This window comes from Kitasatospora sp. NPDC042419 (assembly GCF_056437345.1).
The window spans coordinates 1-20,073 of the sequence record NZ_JBWKAW010000054.1; the positions used below are offsets into that span (position 1 = coordinate 1).

The window sequence follows — 20,073 nt, forward strand, 5'->3', positions numbered from 1 at the left end:
GTCGCGGGCTCGGCGGCCAGCTGCATCGCCGTGAGCGTGCCGTCCACGGCCACCAACCGGTTCCGCCCGGCCGGAAGTTCATCCAGCGTCTCCTCGTCCGTCAGCGTCAGCACCGCACCGCTGTCCGCGAGCATGAACGAGATCCGCTCCGCCGGATACTCCGGATCGATCGGCAGGAACGCCGCCCCCGCCTTCCACACCGCCAGGATCGCCGTCACAGCCTCGACACCACGCGGCAAGCACACACCCACCACCGACTCCGCACCGACACCCTGACCCACCAGATACCGCGCAAGACGATTCGCCCGCACGTCCAACTCCGCGAACGACACCTCCACACCGTCCGCGACCACCGCCACCGCGTCCGGCGTCCGCACCACCTGCGCCTCGAACAGCTCCGGCACCAGAGCCGAACCCTGCTCCACCACCGTGGAGTTCCACTCGGTCAGCACCTGCGCGCGCTCCCGCGCCGACAGCACCTCCACCGCGCTCAGCCGCGCGCCCGGGTCCCCGGCCACCCGCTCCAGCACCCGCACCAGACGCCGCGCCAACCGCCCGACCGACTCCGCCTCGAACAGGTCCGCCGCACCGATCACCGCACCACGAAGGCCTGCCGGCGCTCCCTGCGCATCGAAGTCCTCGCCCAGCAGCACGTCCAGGTCGAAGCGCGCGGCCGCCTCGGCAGCCGTCGTCAGCGGGGCCGTCTCCACACCGGGGAGCTCGACCACGGCCCGGGCGTTGTTCTGCATGGTGAACACGGTCTGGAACAGCGGATGCCGCCCCATCGACCGCGCCGGCGCCAACTCCTCGACCAGCTTCTCGAACGGCACGTCCTGATGCGCGAACGCCGACAGACTCGTCTCCCGCACCCTCCGCAACACCTCACGGAACGTCGGATCACCCGACAGATCCGCCCGAACCACCAACGTGTTCACGAAGAACCCGACCAGATCGTCCAACGCCGCATCCGTACGACCCGCGTTCGCCGCACCGATCGGCACATCCGTCCCCGCACCCAGGCGCGACAACAACACCGCCAGCGCCGACTGCAGCACCATGAACATCGTCACACCCTCGGCCCGCGCCACCCGCGCCAACTCCGCGTGCAACACCGCCGGAACCACCACCGGCACCTCATGACCCCGGTTCGACGCCACCACCGGACGCACCCGGTCCACCGGCAACGCCAACTCCTCCGGCACACCCGCCAACGCACCACGCCAGTACTCCACCTGACGCGACAGCAGACTGTCCGGGTCGTCCCCGTCACCCAACAACTCACGCTGCCACAACGCGTAGTCCGCGTACTGCACCGGCAACGGCACCCACACCGGCACCCGACCCGCGCAACGCGCCGCGTACGCGACCGACAGATCACGCGCCAACGGCGCCCACGACCACCCGTCCGCCGCGATGTGGTGCACCACCACCACCAGAACATGCTCGCCCGGCCCCGTGGAGAACACCCACGCCCGGATCGGCACCTCCACCGCCAGATCGAACAGATGACCCGCCGCCCCGGCCACAGCGGCGTCCAACTCCTCCGACGCCACCTCCACCACCGACAGCTCCCACTCCAACTCCTCGACCGGGACCACCCGCTGCCACGGCTCACCGTCCTCGCCCACCGCGAACACGGTGCGCAGCAGTTCGTGCCGCGCCAGGGTGTCGCGCAGCGCGCCCCGGAGGGCCTGCCGGTCGAGGTCACCGGTCAGGCGCAGGGCGACGGGGATGTTGTAGGTGGCGCTGGGGCCCTCCAGCTGGCCGATGAACCACATCCGGCGCTGGGCGAAGGACAGCGGGACCCGCTCGGGCCGTCCGCCCGCGGTCAGCTGCAGCCTGGCCGTGTCCGCGTCCGCCAACCGGGTGGCGAGGCCCGCCGCGGTGGGCGTCTCGAACAGGGCGCGCAGCGGCAGCTCGACGCCCAGCACGGCGCGGATCCGGCTGATCAGCCGGGTCGCGAGCAGGGAGTGGCCGCCGAGGGCGAAGAAGTCCTCGTCGACCCCGACCGCGGCCTCGGCCAGGCCGAGGACCTGTGCGAACGCCCCGCGGAGGAGCTCTTCCTGAACGGTCGCCGGGGCCCGGCCGGCGGCGGCCGGGGTGTGCCCGGGGGCCGGCAGGGCCTTGCGGTCGAGCTTGCCGTTGGCGGTCAGCGGCAGGGCGTCCAGCACCACGACCGCCGACGGCACCATGTACGGGGGCAGGCTCCGCCCCGCGTGCGCGCGCAGCAGCGCGCCGTCCACGGCCGCGTCGGCCCGGGCGACCACGTACGCGACCAGGCGCACGTCACCCGGCACGTCCTCGCGGGCCACCACGGCCGCCCGCGCCACCGTGTCGTGGGCGGCGAGGACCGCCTCGACCTCGCCCGGCTCGATCCGGAAGCCGCGGACCTTGACCTGCTCGTCCGCCCGGCCCAGGCACTCCAGCTGCCCGTCCGCCGTCCAGCGCGCGAGGTCGCCGGTGCGGTACATTCGCGCCCCCGCCCCGTACGGCGAGGCCACGAACCGCTCGGCCGTCAGCTCGGGGCGGCCCAGGTAGCCGAGGGCGACCTGGGCGCCGGACAGGTACAGCTCGCCCGCCACGCCGGGGGCGACCGGGCGCAGCCGCTCGTCCAGGACGTGCGCGCGCACGTCGGCGAACGGCCGGCCGACCAGCACGGGGCCCTCGCCGCGGACCGGGGCGGAGGTGGCCCAGACGGTCACCTCGGTGGGGCCGTACATGTTCACGGCCGGTGCGCCGGTGGCGGCCGCCCGGGCCGCGAGTTCGGCCGGCAGCGCCTCGCCGCCGACCAGCATCCGCACCGAGGCCGGCCAGGCGCCGGCCTCCAGTACGCCCCGCCAGAGCGAGGGGACGCCCTGCATCACCGTCGCGCCCGACGAGACGACCAGCTCCAGCAGCGCGGACGGGTCGCGGACCGCGTCGCGCGGCGCCACCACCACCGCCGCTCCCGACACCAGCGGCAGGAACAGTTCCAGCACCGCGATGTCGAAGGACACCGTGGTCACCGCCACCAGCCGGTCGCCGACCGCCAGCGGCACCCGCTCCGCCGCGCCCCGCAGGTGCGCGGCGAGCGCGAGGTGCGGGACCACGACGCCCTTGGGGCGGCCGGTGGAGCCGGAGGTGTGGATGACGTAGGCGGGGTCCTGCGCGCGGACCGCCGCGACCGGCGGCGTGCGGTCCGACTGCTCGGCGGCCGGGTCCGTCACCAGCACGGGCGTCACGTTCCCGGGGAGCGCGGCGGCGCACTCCTCCGAGGTGAGGACGCACACCGGCGCGGCGTCGGCCAGCACGTACGCCAGCCGCTCCGCCGGGTAGTCGGGGTCGAGCGGCAGGTACGCCGCGCCGGTCCGCAGCACGGCCAGCAGCGCCGTCACCAGGTCGGCGCCGCGCTCCAGGCAGACCCCGACCACGGCGCCCGCCCCCACGCCCGCGCCGAGCAGGCGGCGCGCGAGCCGGTCCGCCCGCGCGTCCAGCTCGGCGTAGGTCAGCTCGGCCCCCTCGGACACCACGGCGACGGCGTCCGGGGTCCGCGCCACCTGGGCCGCGAACAGCTCGGGCAGGAACGCGGCCGGCTCGGCCGGGAGCTCGCCGGCCCACTCGCCGAGCACTCGCGCGCGCTCGGCGGCGTCGAGCACCTCGACGCCGCCCACCGGCGCCGCCGGGTCGGCGACCAGCTGGGACAGCACCCGCACCAGGCGGGCGGCCAGCGGTCCGGCCGACGACTCCTCGAACAGGTCGGCGGCCACCGTCAGCGAGCCGCGCAGACCGGCCGGGCGGCCTGCCGCGTCGAAGGTCTCCCAGCAGTCCACCTCCAGGTCGAACTTGGCCCCGTGGACCCCGGCGTCGGCCACCTCGGCGCGCAGGCCCGCCAGTTCCAGCACCGCCGCGGCGTTGTTCTGGAGGTTCAGCACGACCTGGAACAGCGGGTGGCGCGCCATCGAACGGGCGGGCGCGAGCTCCTCGACCAGCTTCTCGAACGGCACGTCCTGGTGCTCGAAGGCCGCCAGGGCGGCCTCCTGCGTCCGTGCCAGCAGTTCCCGGAAGCTGGGGTCGCCCGCCAGGTCGCTGCGGATGACCAGGGTGTTGACGAAGAAGCCGACCAGGTCGTCCAGGGCCGAGTCGGCGCGGCCGGCGACCGCCGAGCCGATCGGGATGTCGGTGCCGGCGCCGAGCCGGGAGAGCAGGACGGCCAGGGCTCCGCGCAGCACCGTGAACGGGGTGACGCCCTCGGCGAGCGCCAGCTCGACGAGCCCCGCGTGCACCTCGGCGGGCACCTCCAGGGGCACCCGGTGGCCGCGGTAGGAGCCGACGGCCGGACGCGGGCGGTCGGCCGGCAGGGCCAGCTCCTCCGGGACGCCCGCCAGCGCGTCGCGCCAGTGGGCGACCTGGCGTGCCATCCGGCTCTCCGGGTCGTCCTCGTCGCCGAGCAGCTCGCGCTGCCAGAGCGCGTAGTCGGCGTACTGGACGGGCAGCGGCTCCCACTCCGGCGCCCGGCCGGCGAGCCGCGCCGCGTACGCGGCCGAGAGGTCCCGGGCGAGGACGCGCAGCGACCAGCCGTCGCCGGCGATGTGGTGGACGGTGAGGGCGAGGGTGTGCTCCTCCGGACCGGTCGAGAACAGCGCGGCCCGGATCGGGACCTCCCGCGACAGGTCGAAGGGGTACCGGGCCGCGGCCGCGACGGCCTCGTCCAGCCCCTCCGGGGTGACCTCGGCGCGGGCCAGCTCCCAGTCCAGTCCGTCGAGGGCGAGGATCCGCTGGTGGGGCTCGCCGTCCCGGGCCGGGAACACCGTGCGCAGCACCTCGTGCCGGCCGATGACGTCCCGCAGCGCCGCGTTCAGCGCCGCGCCGTCCACCCGGCCCGTGAGCCGGAGGACGACCGGCAGGTTGTACCGGGAACCCGGGCCGTCCAGCTGGCCGATGAACCAGAGCCGGCGCTGGGCGAAGGACAGGGGAACCATCAGGACTCCTCGTGGTTGCGCATCGGCCGCAGAGCAGGCCTGGTGGACTTCTCGGTTCCCACACGCCGGGCCAGGCCGGCCACGGTTCGGGCCTCGAACACCGCCCGCAGCGGCAGTTCGGTGCCCAGGACTTCCCGCACCCGGGTCACCAGGCGGGTGGCCAGCAGGGAGTGGCCGCCCAGGGCGAAGAAGTCGTCGTCCATGCCCACCGCCTCCAGGCCGAGGACCTCGCGGAACAGGGCGCCGACGGCCTCCTCGCGGCTGTCGGCCGGACCGCGGCCGCCGCCGGCCGTGAACGCCACGGCGGGCAGGGCCGCGCGGTCGAGCTTGCCGTTCACGGTCAGCGGCAGGGCCGGGAGGACCACGACGGCCGCCGGGACCAGGTACTCGGGCAGCCGGTCGGCCAGGAACTCGCGCAGCGCGGGCACGAGTTCGCTCTCGGTACCGGATCCCGCGCCGTCCTCGGGGACGACGTGGGCGACCAGCCGGCGGCCGCCGGAGGCGTCCTCGTCGGCGACGACCACCGCCTGTGCCACCCGCGGGTGGGCGGCGAGCACCTCGGCCACCTCCTCCGGCTCGACCCGGAAGCCGCGGATCTTCACCTGGTCGTCGGTGCGGCCGGCGAACACCAGCCGGCCGTCGGCCGTCCACCGCGCCCGGTCGCCGGTGCGGTACATCCGCGTCCCCGGCTCCAGGGGGCAGGCCACGAACCGTTCGGCGGTCAGGGCGGCCTGCCGGTCGTAGCCGCGGGCCAGGCCCGCGCCGGTGCTGTAGAGCTCGCCCTCGACCCCGACCGGCACCGGGCGCAGCGAGGCGTCCAGCACGTACACCCGGGTGTCGGCGATCGGGGCGCCGATCGGCACCGAGGCGGTCCCTTCGGCCAGGTCGGCGGCGAGGACCTCGTGGACGGTGGTGAAGGTGGTGTTCTCGGTCGGGCCGTAGCCGTTGAACAGCCGGACCTCGGGAAGGGCGGTCAGCAGTCGGCGGCAGTGCGCCGGCGAGAGGGCGTCGCCGCCCGCGAGCAGCCGGCGCAGTCCGGCCAGGGCGGTCACGTCCTGGCCGACCACCTCGTGGAACAGGCCCGCGGTGAGCCAGGCCGTGTCCACGGCCCGGCCGGTCAGGAACTCCTTGAGCTCGGCCACCGACAGCGCGCCGGGCGGGGCGACGGCGAGGGTGGCGCCGGTCAGCAGGGCGCCCCAGATCTCCAGGGTCGCCGCGTCGAAGGAGGCCGAGGAGAGCTGGCCGACGACGTTCCCGGGGCCCAGGGCCAGGAAGCCGGACTCGCGGACCAGGCGGTCGACGGCCCGGTGCGGCACCACGGTGCCCTTGGGCCGTCCGGTGGAGCCGGAGGTGTGCACGACGTACGCCGCGTTGTCCGCGTGCAGCGGCGCGCGCGACTCCGCGAGCGGCCGGCCGCCGTCCGGGGCCGCCAGCTCGCGGACCGTCGCGGGATCGTCCAGCAGCACCCGGACCGGGCCGGCGGCGGCGAGGGGGTTCCGGCCGCCGGTCAGCAGCAGCACCGGCGCGGAGTCCTCGATCATCCGGGCGATGCGCCCGGCCGGGTAGGACGGGTCCACGGGCAGGTAGGCGCCGCCGGCCTTCACCACGGCGAGCAGGGCGACCACCAGGTCGGCGCCGCGCTCCAGGGCGACCGCCACCACCGACTCGGGGCCCACCCCGCGGCCGACCAGCAGCCGTGCCAGCCGGTCGGACCGGGCGTCCAGCTCCGCGTACGTCAGGTGCACGCCGTCGGCCACCAGCGCCGGTGCGCCGGGAGCGGCGGCGACCCGGGCCGCGAACAGCTCGGGCAGCGTGGCCGCGGCCAGGCCGCGGCCGGTGTCGTTCCAGTCGTCGAGGATCCGGCGCAGCCCGCCCTCGTCCAGCACCGCCACCGCGTCCAGCGGGAGTTCGGGACCGCCGTCGAGGGCGGTCTCCAGCGCCGTCACCAGGTTCGCCGTCGCGGTGCGGACCAGTCCGCCGACCGCGGCGCCGTCGACCGGCGCCACCGCGTCCACCGACAGGCCGATGTCCACGCCGTTGTCGTCGACCATCAGGGCGAGCGGGAAGTTGGTCCGCTCGTTCGCGAACACCAGGCGGGTGCCGTCGAGTTCGCCGTCCCAGCGCTCGTCCAGGTTCCGGCCGGCGTTGCGCCGGTAGTTGATGAACGAGGTGAACAGCGGGCTGCCGGCGGCCACCCCGGCGGAGCGCTGCGCGACCACCAGCGGGGCGTGCTCGTGCTCCAGCAGCTCCGCGAGCTGGCCGCGCATGGCGGCGACGGCCGCCACCACGCCGAGGCGCTGGTCGCGCACCCGCACCGGCAGGGTGTTGATGAAGGGACCGGGGATCCGGTCGGCGCCGGCGGCCGCGTTCATCCGGCCGGACAGGACGGTGCCGAACACCACCGTCGGCTGGTTCGAGACGGCCGCCAGCACCCGGCCCCAGACCACGTGCAGCAGCGTCGCCGGGCTGGTGCCCAGGCGGCGGGCCACCTCGCGCAGCCGGGCGTCCACCTCCGGCGCGGGCTCGACCTGGTTGCGCACCAGGGCGGTTCCGTCGCCGCGCACGTCGACCAGGCCGAAGGGGGCGGTCGGCTCCGTCACGTCGCCCAGCAGCTCGGCGAAGTACCGCTCGTGCTCCTCCCGCGGCACACCGCCGCGGGCCTGGGCGACGAAGTCGCGGAACGGCAGGGGGGCGGGCAGTTCGGCGCTGCGGCCGGTCAGGAAGGCCTGGACCTCGGTCAGCAGCACGACCAGCGCGGTGTGGTCGCGCACCATGTGGTGCGCCCGGATCAGCGCCAGCCACCGGCCGCCGGGGGCGGCCGCGACATGCAGGGTGATCAGCGGCGGGTCGGCCAGGTCCATCGAGTGGCCGCCGAGGGCGACCAGCTCGGCCACCGGGTCGGCGGCCAGGGGGTCCGTCGCGGTCTCGGTGACCGACAGCGGCGCGTGCCGCAGCACCACCTGCACCGGCTCGCGCAGGCCCTCCCAGACGTAGGCGGTCCGGTAGATGTCGTGCCGCTCCACCACCCGGTCCACGGCCCGGGCGAAGGCGTCCAGGCGCGCCCGGGAGTCGAACTCCAGCACGGCCGGCATCACGTAGGCGTCGTCGCCGCCGGCCGCGAGCACGTGGTGGAACAGCAGGCCCTCCTGCAGCGGGGCCAGCGGGTAGACGTCCGCGATGTTCGCGGCGCCGCCCGGGACGGCCGCGACCACGGCCGCGACCTCCTCCGGCGTCAGCTCCACCATGGGGAGCATCTCCGGGGTGATCTCCCGCGCGTCCGCCGGGATCCGGTTGGCCGGGGCGGTGACGCGCTCGGCACCCACCGAGGCCGCCACGCCGGCCGGCGAAGGGTTGTCGAACAGGGTGCGGACGGACACCGAGACGCCCTGCGCGCGCAGCATCTCCACCAGTCGGACGGCCACCAGGGAGTGTCCGCCCAGCTCGAAGAAGTCGTCGTCCACGCCGACCTTCTCCAGCTCCAGCACCTCGGCGAAGGCCGCGCAGACGATCTCCTCGCGGGCGTCCGCGGGGCCCCGGCCGGCGCCGGACCGGCTCGCGAAGTCCGGCGCCGGGAGCGCCTTGCGGTCCAGCTTGCCGTTGGCGGCCAGCGGGAGGGCGTCCAGCACCACGACGGCCGACGGCACCAGGTGCTCGGGCAGCCGATCGACGGCGAACTGCCGCAGCTGGGCCGGGAGTTCAATGGCGTCAGCACCGGCACCGGGTACCACGTAGGCGACCAGGCGGACCTCGCCCGGGGTGTCCCGGCGGGCGACCACGGCCGCCTGGGCGACCTGCCGGTGGGCGGCCAGCGCCGCCTGCACCTCACCCGGCTCGATCCGGTGGCCGCGGATCTTCACCTGCTCGTCCGCCCGGCCGAGGAAGACCACCCGGCCGTCCGCGGTCCACTTCGCGAGGTCACCGGTGCGGTACACACGGGTGCCCGGCTCGAAGGGGTTGGCGACGAACCGCTCCGCCGTCAGACCCGGGCGCCGCACATAGCCGCGCGCCAGCTGGGCACCGGCCACGTACAGCTCGCCCGCGACGCCCACCGGCACCGGCTGGAGACGGGCGTCCAACACGTGGAAGCGGGTGTTGCCGACCGGTCGGCCGACCGGGACCACGCCGTCGGCGACCAGGTCGGCGGTCAGCCGGGTGGTGGCGACACCGATGGTGGTCTCGGTCGGACCGTAGTGGTTGAACACCTCGCACCCGTCGGCCGCGGCGACCAGTTCCCGCACCCACTCCGGCGCGGCGGCCTCGCCGCCGAGCACCAGCGACCGCGCCGGGAGCAGCCGCTCCGGGCCGGCCACCGCGCTCAGCGCCGCGAGGTGCGAGGGGACGGCCTTCAGATGGTCGATGCCGTGCTCGGCCAGGTAGTCCGCGACCGCGGCCGGGTCGGTGACCGCGGCCTCCTCCAGGACGTGCAGCTCGCCCCCGGTCACCAGGCTCGCGAACAGCACCGTGTTGCCCAGGTCGGTGACCTGCGCCTGGAGCAGGGCGTACCGGGCGCCCGGTCCGGTGAAACCGATCCTCGGCGGCACCGTGGCCACGTAGTTGGCCAGTGCCCCGTGGGTCACGACGACGCCCTTCGGACGGCCGGTCGAGCCCGAGGTGTAGATCACGTAGGCCGGGCAGCCCGGGTCGGCGGCCGCGCCGGGCGCGGTGGCCGGGGCCGCCGCCAGCTGCATCGCCGTCAGCGTGCCGTCCAGCGCGACCGTCCGGATCCGCCCGGCCGGCAGGTCCTCCAGGACCTCCTCGGTGGTCAGCACCAGGGCGACCCGGCAGTCGGTGAGCACGAACGCCACCCGGTCGGCCGGCTGCTCGGGGTCGACCGGCAGGTAGCCGGCGCCGGCCTTCCAGACCGCCAGCACAGCGGTGATCATCTCGACGCCGCGCGGCAGCGCCAGGCCCACCACGGACTCGGCACCGATGCCCTGGGCGACCAGGTAGTGCGCGAGCTGGTTGGCCCGGGCGTCCAGCTCCGCGTACGACACCCGCTCGCCGTCGGCGACGAGCGCCACCGCGTCCGGGGTCCGGGCCGCCTGCGCCTCGAACCGGTCGACGACGGTGCCCTCCGGCACCTCGGCCGCGGTGTCGTTCCACTCGGTGAGCAGCCGCGAGCGCTCGGCCTCCGCCAGCACCCGGACCTCGCTCAGCGGCAGCTCCGGGCCGCCGTCGAGCGCCGCCTCCAGCGCGCCGACCAGGTTCTCGGTGGCGGTGCGCACCAGCGCGCCCACCTCGGCCGAGTCGATCGGCGCCACCGCGTCGACCGCGACCTCGATCCCGTCGTCGTTGTCGTCCACCAGGATGACCAGCGGGTAGTTGGTGCGCTCCCGCGACAGCAGCAGACGGGTCCCCTCCATCACCTCGCCGGCCCGCTCCTCGGGGCTCTGCCCCTCGTTGCGGCGGTAGTTGATGAAGGAGGTGAACAGCGGGGAGTCGCCGACGATGCCGCTGGCGCGCTGCGCCGCGACCAGCGGGGCGTGCTCGTGCTCCAGCAGCTCGGCGAGCTGGTCACGCATCGCGGTGACGGCGGCGAGCACGCCGTGGCGGTCGGTCAGGGCGCGCACGGGCAGGGTGTTCATGAACGGTCCGGGCACCCGGTCGGAGCCCGCCCCGGAGTTCATCCGGCCGTACAGCACCGTACCGAAGACCACGTCGTCACGGCCGCTGACCACGGCCAGCACCCGGGCCCAGGCCACGTGCATCAGCGTCGCCGGGCTGGTGCCCAGACGGCGCGCGGTCTCCCGCAGACGGTTGCCGAGCGCCGGCCCGAAGGCGGTCACCCCGTGCACCGAGTCCGCGCCGTCGCCGCGCACGTTCAGCAGCCCGTACGCCGCGGTCGGCTCGTCCACGTCCGCGAGCAGGCCCGCGAAGTACCGCTCGTGCTCCACCAGCGGGACACCGCGGCGGGACTGCGCGACGAAGTTGCGGAACGGCATCGGCGCGGGCAGCTGGGCCACGCGGCCGGCCACGATCGTCCGGACCTCGCTGAGCACGACCTCCAGCGCGGTGTGGTCACGCACCGTGTGGTGCATCCGGGCCAGGGCCATCCAGCCGCCACCCGGCAGCTCCGCGTAGTCCACCCGCAGCAGCGGCGCACGGCCCAGGTCCATCGAGGAGCCGACCAGGGCCTGCAGCTCTGCGGCCGGATCGACGGTGTCGGGGGCGAGCCGCACCTCGGTGACGGGCAGGACGACCTCGCGCCACACCACCTGCACCGGCTCGCGCAGGCCCTCCCAGACGAAGGACGTGCGGAAGATGTCGTGCCGGTCCACGACCAGCTGGAGCGCCTCGACGAAGGCGTCCAGCCGAGCACGGGTGTCGAACTCCAGCGCCGCCCGCAGCACGTAGGCGTCCTCGCCGCCGTCGGCGAGCAGGTGGTGGAAGAGCAGGCCCTCCTGGAGCGGGGCGAGCGGGTAGACATCGGCGATGTTCGCGGCGCCGCCCTCGACGGTGGCGGCGATCCGGGCGATCTCCTCGACGGTCAGCTCGACCAGGGGCAGCATCTCCGGGGTGATCTCGACCGCGTCGGCGGGGATCAGGTTCGCCGGCACCTCCACCTGGCTCGCCCCGGTGGAGGCCGCCAGGCCCGCGGGGGTCGGCGACCGGAAGAGCGTCCGCACGGAGACGGAGACGCCCCGCAGGCGCAGCTCCTCCACCAGGCGGATGCCCAGGAGGGAGTGGCCGCCGAGCCGGAAGAAGTTGTCGTCGACGCCGACCCGCTCCAGGCCGAGGACCTCGGCGAACGCGGCGCACAGGATCTCCTCGCGGGCGTTCGCCGGGCCGCGACCGGTACCGGAGACGTACTCGGGGGCGGGCAGGGCCTTGCGGTCCAGCTTGCCGTTCACGCTCAGCGGCAGCGCGTCGAGGACGACGACCGCCGACGGCACCATGTACTCCGGCAGACTGAGCGCCGCGAACTCCCGCACGGACTGCGACAGTTCAGTGCCCTCGCCGTCGGTGACGACGTAGGCGACCAGGCGGATGTCACCCGGCACGTCCTGCCGCGCGACCACCGCCGCCTGCGCCACCAGCGGATGCGCGGCCACCACGGCCTGCACCTCACCCGGCTCGATCCGGAAGCCACGGATCTTCACCTGCTCGTCCGCACGCCCCAGGAACTCCAACTGCCCGTCCCCGGTCCACTTCGCGAGATCACCCGTGCGGTACATCCGCACACCCGGCTCGAACGGGTTCGCGACGAACCGCTCCGCCGTGAGCCCGGAGCGGTGGGCGTAGCCGCGGGCCAGCTGGACGCCCGCGAGGTAGAGCTCACCGGCGACGCCGACCGGCACCGGCCGCAACGACGAATCCAGGACGTACAGGCGGGTGTTGGCCACCGGCCCGCCGATCGGCACCACGCCCGCCGTCTGCCCCGGCGCGCACTCCCACGCCGTGACGTCGACGGACGCCTCCGTCGGACCGTACAGGTTGTGCAGCCCCACACTGTCGAACACCTCGAAGAACCGCTGCTGGGTACGGAGCGGCAGCACCTCACCCGAGCACACCACCCGCCGCAACACCCCGCCACAACCCGCAGCGGCCGGCTCCGCCAGGAACGCCTCCAGCATCGACGGCACGAAGTGCGCCGTCGTCACCCCACGCTCCGCGATCAACGAGGCCAGGTACTCCGGCTCCTTGTGACCCTCCGGACGCGCCACCACCAGAGCAGCACCCACCGACAACGGCCAGAAGAACTCCCACACCGACACATCGAAACCGAACGGCGTCTTCTGCAACACCCGATCAGCCGCCGCGAGTTCGAACCGCGACTGCATCCACGACAGACGGTTCACGATGCCCTCGTGCGACACCACCACACCCTTCGGGCGCCCCGTCGAACCCGACGTGAAGATCACATACGCCGGATGCGCCGGCACCAGGTCGACCCCAGGCACCGAGCCCGGCAGACCCGCCAACTCCGCGACGACCGCAGGCTCGTCCAGCACCACCGCCGGCGCACCGGACGGGACCAGGCCCCTGAAGGCCTCCGCCGTCAGCACCACCGCCGGAGCCGCGTCCTCCAGCACCACCGCGATCCGCTCCGCCGGGTACGACGGATCCACCGGCAGATACGCACCACCCGCCTTCACCACACCCAGCAGCGCCACCACCAAGTCGACACCGCGCTCCAACGCCACCGCGACCACCGACTCCGCGCCGACACCACGACCCACCAACAAGCGGGCCAGACGGTTCGCCCGGGCGTCCAACTCGGCGTACGACAGCTCCACACCGTCGGCGACCAGCGCCACCGCATCCGGCGTCCGCGCCACCTGCGCCGCGAACAACCCCGGCAACGTCGACGGCTCAACCCCGACCGCAGTGTCGTTCCACTCCACCAACACCCGACGACGCTCCGCGGCGTCCAGCACCTCGACCGAGCCCAGGGCGACCTCCGGGCCGCCCGCCACCGCCCGTTCCAGCGCGACCAGGAGGTTCCACGTCGCCGTGCACAGCAGGGAGATGACGAGCTGCGGGTCCACGGGGGACGCCACGTCGACGGTCAGACGCATCGCGTCATCGTCGTCGTCGACGTTCACCGCGAGCGGGTAGTTGGTGTACTCCCGGTAGTACCGCAGTTCGACGCCGTCGAAGAGGGCACCGCTCTTGCTGACCGAGCCGTCGTTGTGCCGGAAGTTGAACATGGAGGCGAACAGGGGGGTTTCGCCCTCCAAGCCGCTGGCGCTCTGCGCCACGGCGAGCGGTGCGTGCTCGTGCTCCTGCAGTGCGGCGAGCTGGCTCCGCACCGCTCCCACGGCGGCGAGCACGCCCAGTTCCCCGGTCTTCACGCGCACCGGCAGGAGGTTCATGAAGGGGCCGAGCTGGCGGTCCGCCTCCGCGTCGGCGTTCATCCGGCCGAACAGCACCGTGCCGAACACCACGTCGTCGTGGCCGGACACCGCCGCGAGGACCCGGGCCCACGCGACGTGCATCAGCGTCGCGGGGCTGGCACCGACCTTCCGCGAGACCCGGCGGAGCTTGCGTTCGAGGTCGGGTGCGACCCGCGCTTCGGTCTCGGAGGTCTCCGCCCCCGGCTCACGCGTCTCCAGCAGCCCGAACGGCGCCGTCGGCTCGGTGACGTCGCCCAGCAGCTCCGCGAAGTACCTTTCGTGCTCGGCCGGTTGGACCCCGCCGCGCACCTGCGCCACGAAGTCGCGGAACGGCAGCGGCTGCGGCAGCTCGCCGCCGCGCCCGCCCAGGAAGGCCTCGATCTCGGCGAGCAGCACCTCGACCGTGGTGTGGTCCTGCACCAGGTGGTGCAGCCGCAGCAGGGCCAGCCAGCGGCCGTCCGCGGTCGCAGCCACGTGGAGCCCGAGCAGCGGCGCCCGGGTGATGTCCATCGTCCGGCCGACCACGGCCGGCAGCTCGGCCACCGGATCGGCGGCGTGCGGGTCCAGGGCCACCTCGGTCACCGGCAGTTCGGCGCTCCGCCACACCACCTGGACCGGCTCGGGCAGTCCCTCCCACACGATCGACGTGCGGAAGATGTCGTGCCGGTCCAGCACCTGTTGCAGCGCACCGGCGAAGGCGTCGAACCGCTCCCTGGAGTCGAACCCCAGGACGGCCGAGGCCAGATAGGTGTCGTCGTCGCCGTCGGCCATGAGGTGGTGGAAGAGCAGGCCCTGCTGCAGCGGGGCCAGCGGGTAGACGTCGGCGATGTTCGCGGCGCCGCCCTCGACGGAGGCCACCACGCGCGCCAGTTCCTCGGCCGAGAGGTCGACCAGCGGCAGCATCTCCGGGGTGATCTCGACCGCGTCGGCGGGGATCAGGTTCGCCGGCACGGCCACCGTCCCGGCGCCCACGGAGAGGGCGAGGCCGGCCGGCGTGGGGGATTCGAAGAACGCCCGCACCGACACGGAGACTCCGAGCTTGCGGATCGTCCCCACCATGCGGATCGCCATCAGGGACTGACCGCCGAGCTGGAAGAAGTTGTCGTCGACGCCGACCCGCTCCAGGCCGAGGACCTCCGCGAACGCGGCACAGAGGATCTCCTCGCGCGCGTTCGCCGGGGCGCGTCCGGCGCCCGCCCGGGTGCCGAAGTCCGGGGCGGGCAGGGCCTTGCGGTCGAGCTTGCCGCTCATCGCCAGCGGCAGGGCGTCGAGGACCACGACGGCGGACGGGACCATGTGCTCGGGCAGTTGCTCGGCCGCGAACGTCCGGACCTGCTCGGCCACGCCGTCGGCCGCGCCGCTGGGCACCACGTACCCGACGAGCTGCACGTCGCCCGGCGTGTCCTCGCGGGCGATCACCGCGGCCTGGGCGACCGCCGGGTGGGCGGTGAGGACGGCCTGGACCTCGCCCGGCTCGATCCGGTACCCGCGGACCTTCACCTGCTCGTCCGCACGCCCCAGGTACTCCAGTTCACCCCCGCGCGTCCAACGGGCGACGTCACCCGTACGGTACATCCGCAGGCCCGGCTCGAACGGGTTCGCCACGAACCGCTCCGCCGTCAGCCCGGGGCGCTTCAGATAGCCGCGCGCCAGCTGCGCGCCCGCGATGTACAGCTCGCCCGCGACACCCGGCGCCGCCGGCCGCAGGGATTCGTCCAGCACGTACAGGCGGGTGTTGGCGACCGGGCGGCCGATCGCCACCGAGTCGCCCACCTCCTGCCCGGCCCGCACCTCGAACACCGCACAGCCGACCGTCGCCTCGGTCGGGCCGTACTCGTTCACCACCACGGACCCAGGAGCGCGCTCCAGCAGGCTCCGCACCACCGAACCGGGCAGCGCCTCACCACCCACCACCCAGGTGGCCGCCGCGTTCTTGAGCTGATTATCCGTCAACATCTCGTCCAGCAGCGGGAGATGCGCCGGAACGGCCTTCACCAGACCGAAGCCGCCCTCCACGGAGCGCAGCAGCTCCGCCAGACCCTCCGCACCGCCCTCACGGCTCACCACCACCGGCGCACCCGAGACCAGCGGCACCACCACACTCGTCACCGTCAGGTCGAACGCCAGCGAGGAGTGCAACGGCGCGCCACCCTCCGTCCGGTACGAACCCGCCGCCCAGCGGGCGTAGTTCGCCAGACCGCCGTGCGGAACCGCCACACCCTTCGGCCGACCCGTCGAACCCGACGTGTAGATCACGTACGCCAGGCCGTCGGCCGACGCCACCACCCCGGGGTCGGTCGCCGGCAGCGCCGCCAGCCGTGCGACCAGCGGTGCGCCGTCCATCGCCACGATCCGTGCGCCACCCGCGAGCTCCTCGACCCGCGTCGTCCCGTCCGTCAGCGTCACGGCCGCGCCGCTGTCGGCCAGCAGGTAGGCGATGCGCTCCACCGGGTGCTCCGGGTCGATCGGCAGGAACGCCGCGCCCGCCTTCCAGGCGGCGAGGATCGCCACCACCGCGTCCACGCCCCTCGGCAGGCAGACACCCACCACCGACTCGGCGGAGATCCCCTCGCCCAGCAGGAAGTGCGCCAGGCGGTTCGCGCGGGCGTCCAGTTCCGCGTACGAGACCCGGGCGCCGTCCGCGACCACCGCCACCGCGTCCGGCGTCCGCGCCACCTGTGCCGCGAACAGCTCCGGTGCCAGCTCCGTCCCGAGGTCGGCCGCGGTGTCGTTCCACTCGACGAGCACCCGTCGGCGCTCGTCCGCGTCCAGCAGCCCGGACCGGCCCACCGGTTCGTCGGGCGCGACGGAGACGAGCCAGGTCGCCAGCGCGAGGAAGCGGCGGCAGACCTCCTCGCCCGGCGCGAGGTCGGGCGCGTCGGGGTTGACGTCGACGGCGATCTCCATACCGAGCCGGTCGTAGACGTCGATCCGGGTGCCGTCGACCGGCCCGCTCGCCATGTTGTGCGCGGTGACGGTGCAGTCGCCGAACGGCAGCGCGTAGATGTCGAAGGACATCACGTTGATCATGAGGTCCCACAGGTCGCCCTCGCCGAGCGCGGCGTCGTGGAGCATCTCCTCGTAGCGGTACCGCTGGTGGCGCAGTCCCCGGAACACCGCGCGGGTGGTCCGTCGTACGAGGTCCGCGACGGTGGTGTCCGGGGAGATCGTCACCCGGATCGGGAGGACGTTGTTGGTCATCATCGGGATCGCGAGGTCCCGCGTCCCCACGCGGCCGCTCACCGGCACACCGACGACCACCTCCCGCTGCCCGGTGAGGTGGTACTGGTAGAGCGCTGCTGCACTGATCATCAGACCGGCGAAGTTGGTGCCCAGCCCGCGGGCCGCCGTCTTCAGGTTCGCGCCGACCGAGGCGTCGACATCCCCGAGGAACCGGACGGGGGCTCGCTGGGCCCGCCCCGCGTAGCTGCCGCCGAGACCCTCCGCCTGTGGGATCCCGGCCAGGGCGTCGCGCCAGTACTCCCGGTCCGCCTCGTAGTCGGCGGAGGCCCGGTACTCGCGTTCCGCGTCCATCAGCACGGTGCTGGACGGCAGGGCGGCCTCCTCCACCGACTCGCCCCGCAGCAGCGCGTTGTAGATCTGCGACAGCCGGCCGACGATCAGCGCGACGCTGCGGCCGTCGAGGATGACGTGGTAGGCGCGCTGGTACCAGAGGGTGAAGCGGGGGCCCGCCGTGAAGACCTTGATCCGGTAGAGGGAGCGATCGGCCGCCCCCCTCGCCTGCCGGAGGTCCTCCCACATCAGGCGCTCGGCGGCCGCGCGCGGGTCGGCCTCGCCACTGACGTCGATCACGTCGACCGGGTAGTCCGCCGCGTCGTGGAAGTACTGCCGCGGCTGCCCGTCGACCTCGCGGATCCGCAGCCGGACGGCGTCCGCCTCCTCCATCAGGCGCTGCGAGGCCTTCACGAGGAGGCCCAGGTCCACGTCGCCGTCGAGCTCCAGGTATTCGGCGCCGTTGAAGTACGGGTTCTCGGGGGCGAGCTGATGGCTGTACCAGACCGCGAGCTGGCCCGCCATCAACTCCCGGAGTCCACCCTCAGACGTAGCCATTCCCGCGCACTCCATTCGGTTCGACTCATCGGCTGGCAGGCGAAAGCACAAACCTCAAACAGGGTGCCGGTTCGACCGACACCCTGCGATGCAGTCATGAGGCGGGCCAGCCGGGACTGAATACTCAGCGTCCCGATGGAATCGCGAATGCAGCGATTGCTGCGAAGGCGTCCTCGACGCCGAACACGCTTCCCCCGACACGCGCTCTCCACCGCCCGGGACGTGATCCACTATGGCTCAGGGACGCGCATGCGATCAATGACCGGCGCCCGCCCGAACGGCCTGCCGCACCCGCGCCCCGGCCGGTCCGGGGCGCCGTTCAACTGCGCTGCCGCGGCGGTTGAACACCGTCCGGAGGCGCCGCCCGAACACGGTTGACAAGTCGCGGGGAATGGAACTCCGCACCGGCTCCGGCAGCCGGCCGGGGGCTCCCGACGGCATTCCGCCGACGCCCCGACCACGTGCATGATATTTCGGTCCAGAATTCCGACGAACCTGTGAGGCATTCCCATGCGCAATGCGCCGGCCGAATCGGCCCCGCCGATCAATCTGGTGGATCCCGGACTCTATTCGCACGGCGACCCTTTTGTGCAGTGGAGCTGGCTCCGCGCCAACGAGCCGGTGTACTGGCACCCGCCGACGGAGCTGCCCGGCTTCTGGTCCCTGACCAGGTACGAGGACGTTCGCACCGCCTACCGTGACGCGGAGACGTTCAGCTCCGCCAAGGGCATCCTGCTCCGGCCGGAGGACCACGGGGACGACCCCGGCGGCGGCCGCACCCTGGCGCTGACCGATGCTCCGCGCCACCGCCGGCTGCGCGGCCTGGTGGACGAGTGGTTCTCCGTCCGCTCGGTCCGCTCGATCGAGGCGGAGATGGCGGGAATCACCCGGGGCATCGTCGACAATGCGCTGAAGCAGGGCAGTTGCGACTTCGTGACGGACGTCGCCGCGCGCGTCCCGCTCTACGTGATCTGCAAGATGATGGGGGTGCCGGAGTCCGACTGGGAGTACCTCTACGACCTGACCAGCCAGGCCTTCGCTGCCGGCGACCCGGCCGACCGCCGGTACGCCCACCTGAACATCCTCGGGTACTTCGAGATGCTCCAGGCGGAGAAGGCGGCGCGGCCGGCCGACGACCTGGTGAGCGTGCTGGCGACGGCCGAGATCGACGGTGAGCGCCTCAGCCCGGACGACGTGATCCTGAACTGCGACAACCTGCTGGTCGGCGGTACCGAGAACACCCGGATCTCCGCCTCCGGCGGCATGCTGGCCTTCCTCGAACGCCCGGAGCAGTGGCGGCAGTTGGTCGAGAGCCGGGATCTTCTGCCGTCCGCGGTGGAGGAGGTCCTGCGCTGGACCTCGACCGCCACGCACATCATGCGGACCGCCACGCGCACCACCGAGATCCACGGGAAGAAGATCGAGAAGGGCGACCGGGTCGTCTTCTGGCTTCCGTCGGCCAACCGCGACGAGACGGTCTTCGACGACCCCGGCACCTTCACCGTCACCCGCAAGCCCAACCGCCACCTGGCCCTGGGCTTCGGCGAGCACTTCTGCCTCGGCAGCATGCTGGCCAAGGTCGAACTTCGCTTGCTCTACGGCGAGTTGCTCGACCGTTCGGTACGGGTCGAGCTCGACGGCGAGCCCAAGCTGCTGGACTCGATCGTCGTCAACGGCCCGGAGCGGCTCCCGGTCAGGCTCATCCCGGCCTGACCCCGGTCCCGACCTCTGCGGCGGGACCGGGACCGGCATCGGGATCGGGGGTCAGGGGTCACGGGCGGGGAAAGCCACGACGACGGGTCGCCGGGAGGACCGGCGACCCGTCGTCCGTTGCGAGTCAGCGGCCGACGGCTGACGGCTGACGGCTGACGGCCAGCCGCTAGCGGCCGGCGATCATCGGGGTGAGGGCGTCCGCGAGCGGGCCGATGGCGGGGTGGTCCCACAGCAGGGTGGGCTCCACCTCGATGCCGTACCGGTCCTCGATGTCGGCGCAGAGGCCGAGCACGTAGACCGAGTCGAGGCCGTACTGGGACAGCGGCGCCTCGGTGTCGATGTCCTCGACGGGCATCCGGACGCACGCGGCCACGCAGCCGCGCAGCCACTCCCGGATCTCCTCGGTGCCGGCGGCGTCCGCCTGGACGGTGCCGTCGGCGGCGTCGGCGCTGCCGGTGGTGCCGGTGATGTCGGTGATGTCGGTCATGGAGCCT

At 73.7% G+C, this 20,073-nt stretch carries 4 protein-coding genes; 1 reads left to right on the plus strand and 3 read right to left on the minus strand.

The window, feature by feature from the left end; translation table 11 throughout:
• Together AC067J_RS42295 and AC067J_RS42300 are read right to left on the minus strand one after the other, a co-directional pair.
• A partial coding sequence (locus tag AC067J_RS42295; protein WP_478308171.1) for an amino acid adenylation domain-containing protein occupies positions 1-4,958 on the minus strand: 4,958 nt, incomplete at its 3' end.
• A complete protein-coding gene (locus AC067J_RS42300) occupies positions 4,958-17,866 on the minus strand; it encodes an amino acid adenylation domain-containing protein (protein WP_478308172.1) in 12,909 nt (4,302 codons plus the stop codon). The genes AC067J_RS42295 and AC067J_RS42300, both read right to left, overlap by 1 nt.
• 510 nt (positions 17,867-18,376) lie before the next feature.
• On the opposite strand from AC067J_RS42300, the gene AC067J_RS42305 reads away from it, so the two are divergent.
• Positions 18,377-19,579: a cytochrome P450 gene (locus AC067J_RS42305; RefSeq protein ID WP_478308173.1), complete on the plus strand. Its 1,203-nt coding sequence runs from the start codon at positions 18,377-18,379 to the stop codon at positions 19,577-19,579.
• A gap of 166 nt (positions 19,580-19,745) precedes the next feature.
• Here the strand turns inward: AC067J_RS42305 and AC067J_RS42310 are convergent, their stop codons facing one another.
• A complete protein-coding gene (locus tag AC067J_RS42310) occupies positions 19,746-20,066 on the minus strand; it encodes an acyl carrier protein (RefSeq protein WP_478308174.1) in 321 nt (106 codons plus the stop codon).
• Between the last annotated feature and the right edge of the window lie 7 nt (positions 20,067-20,073).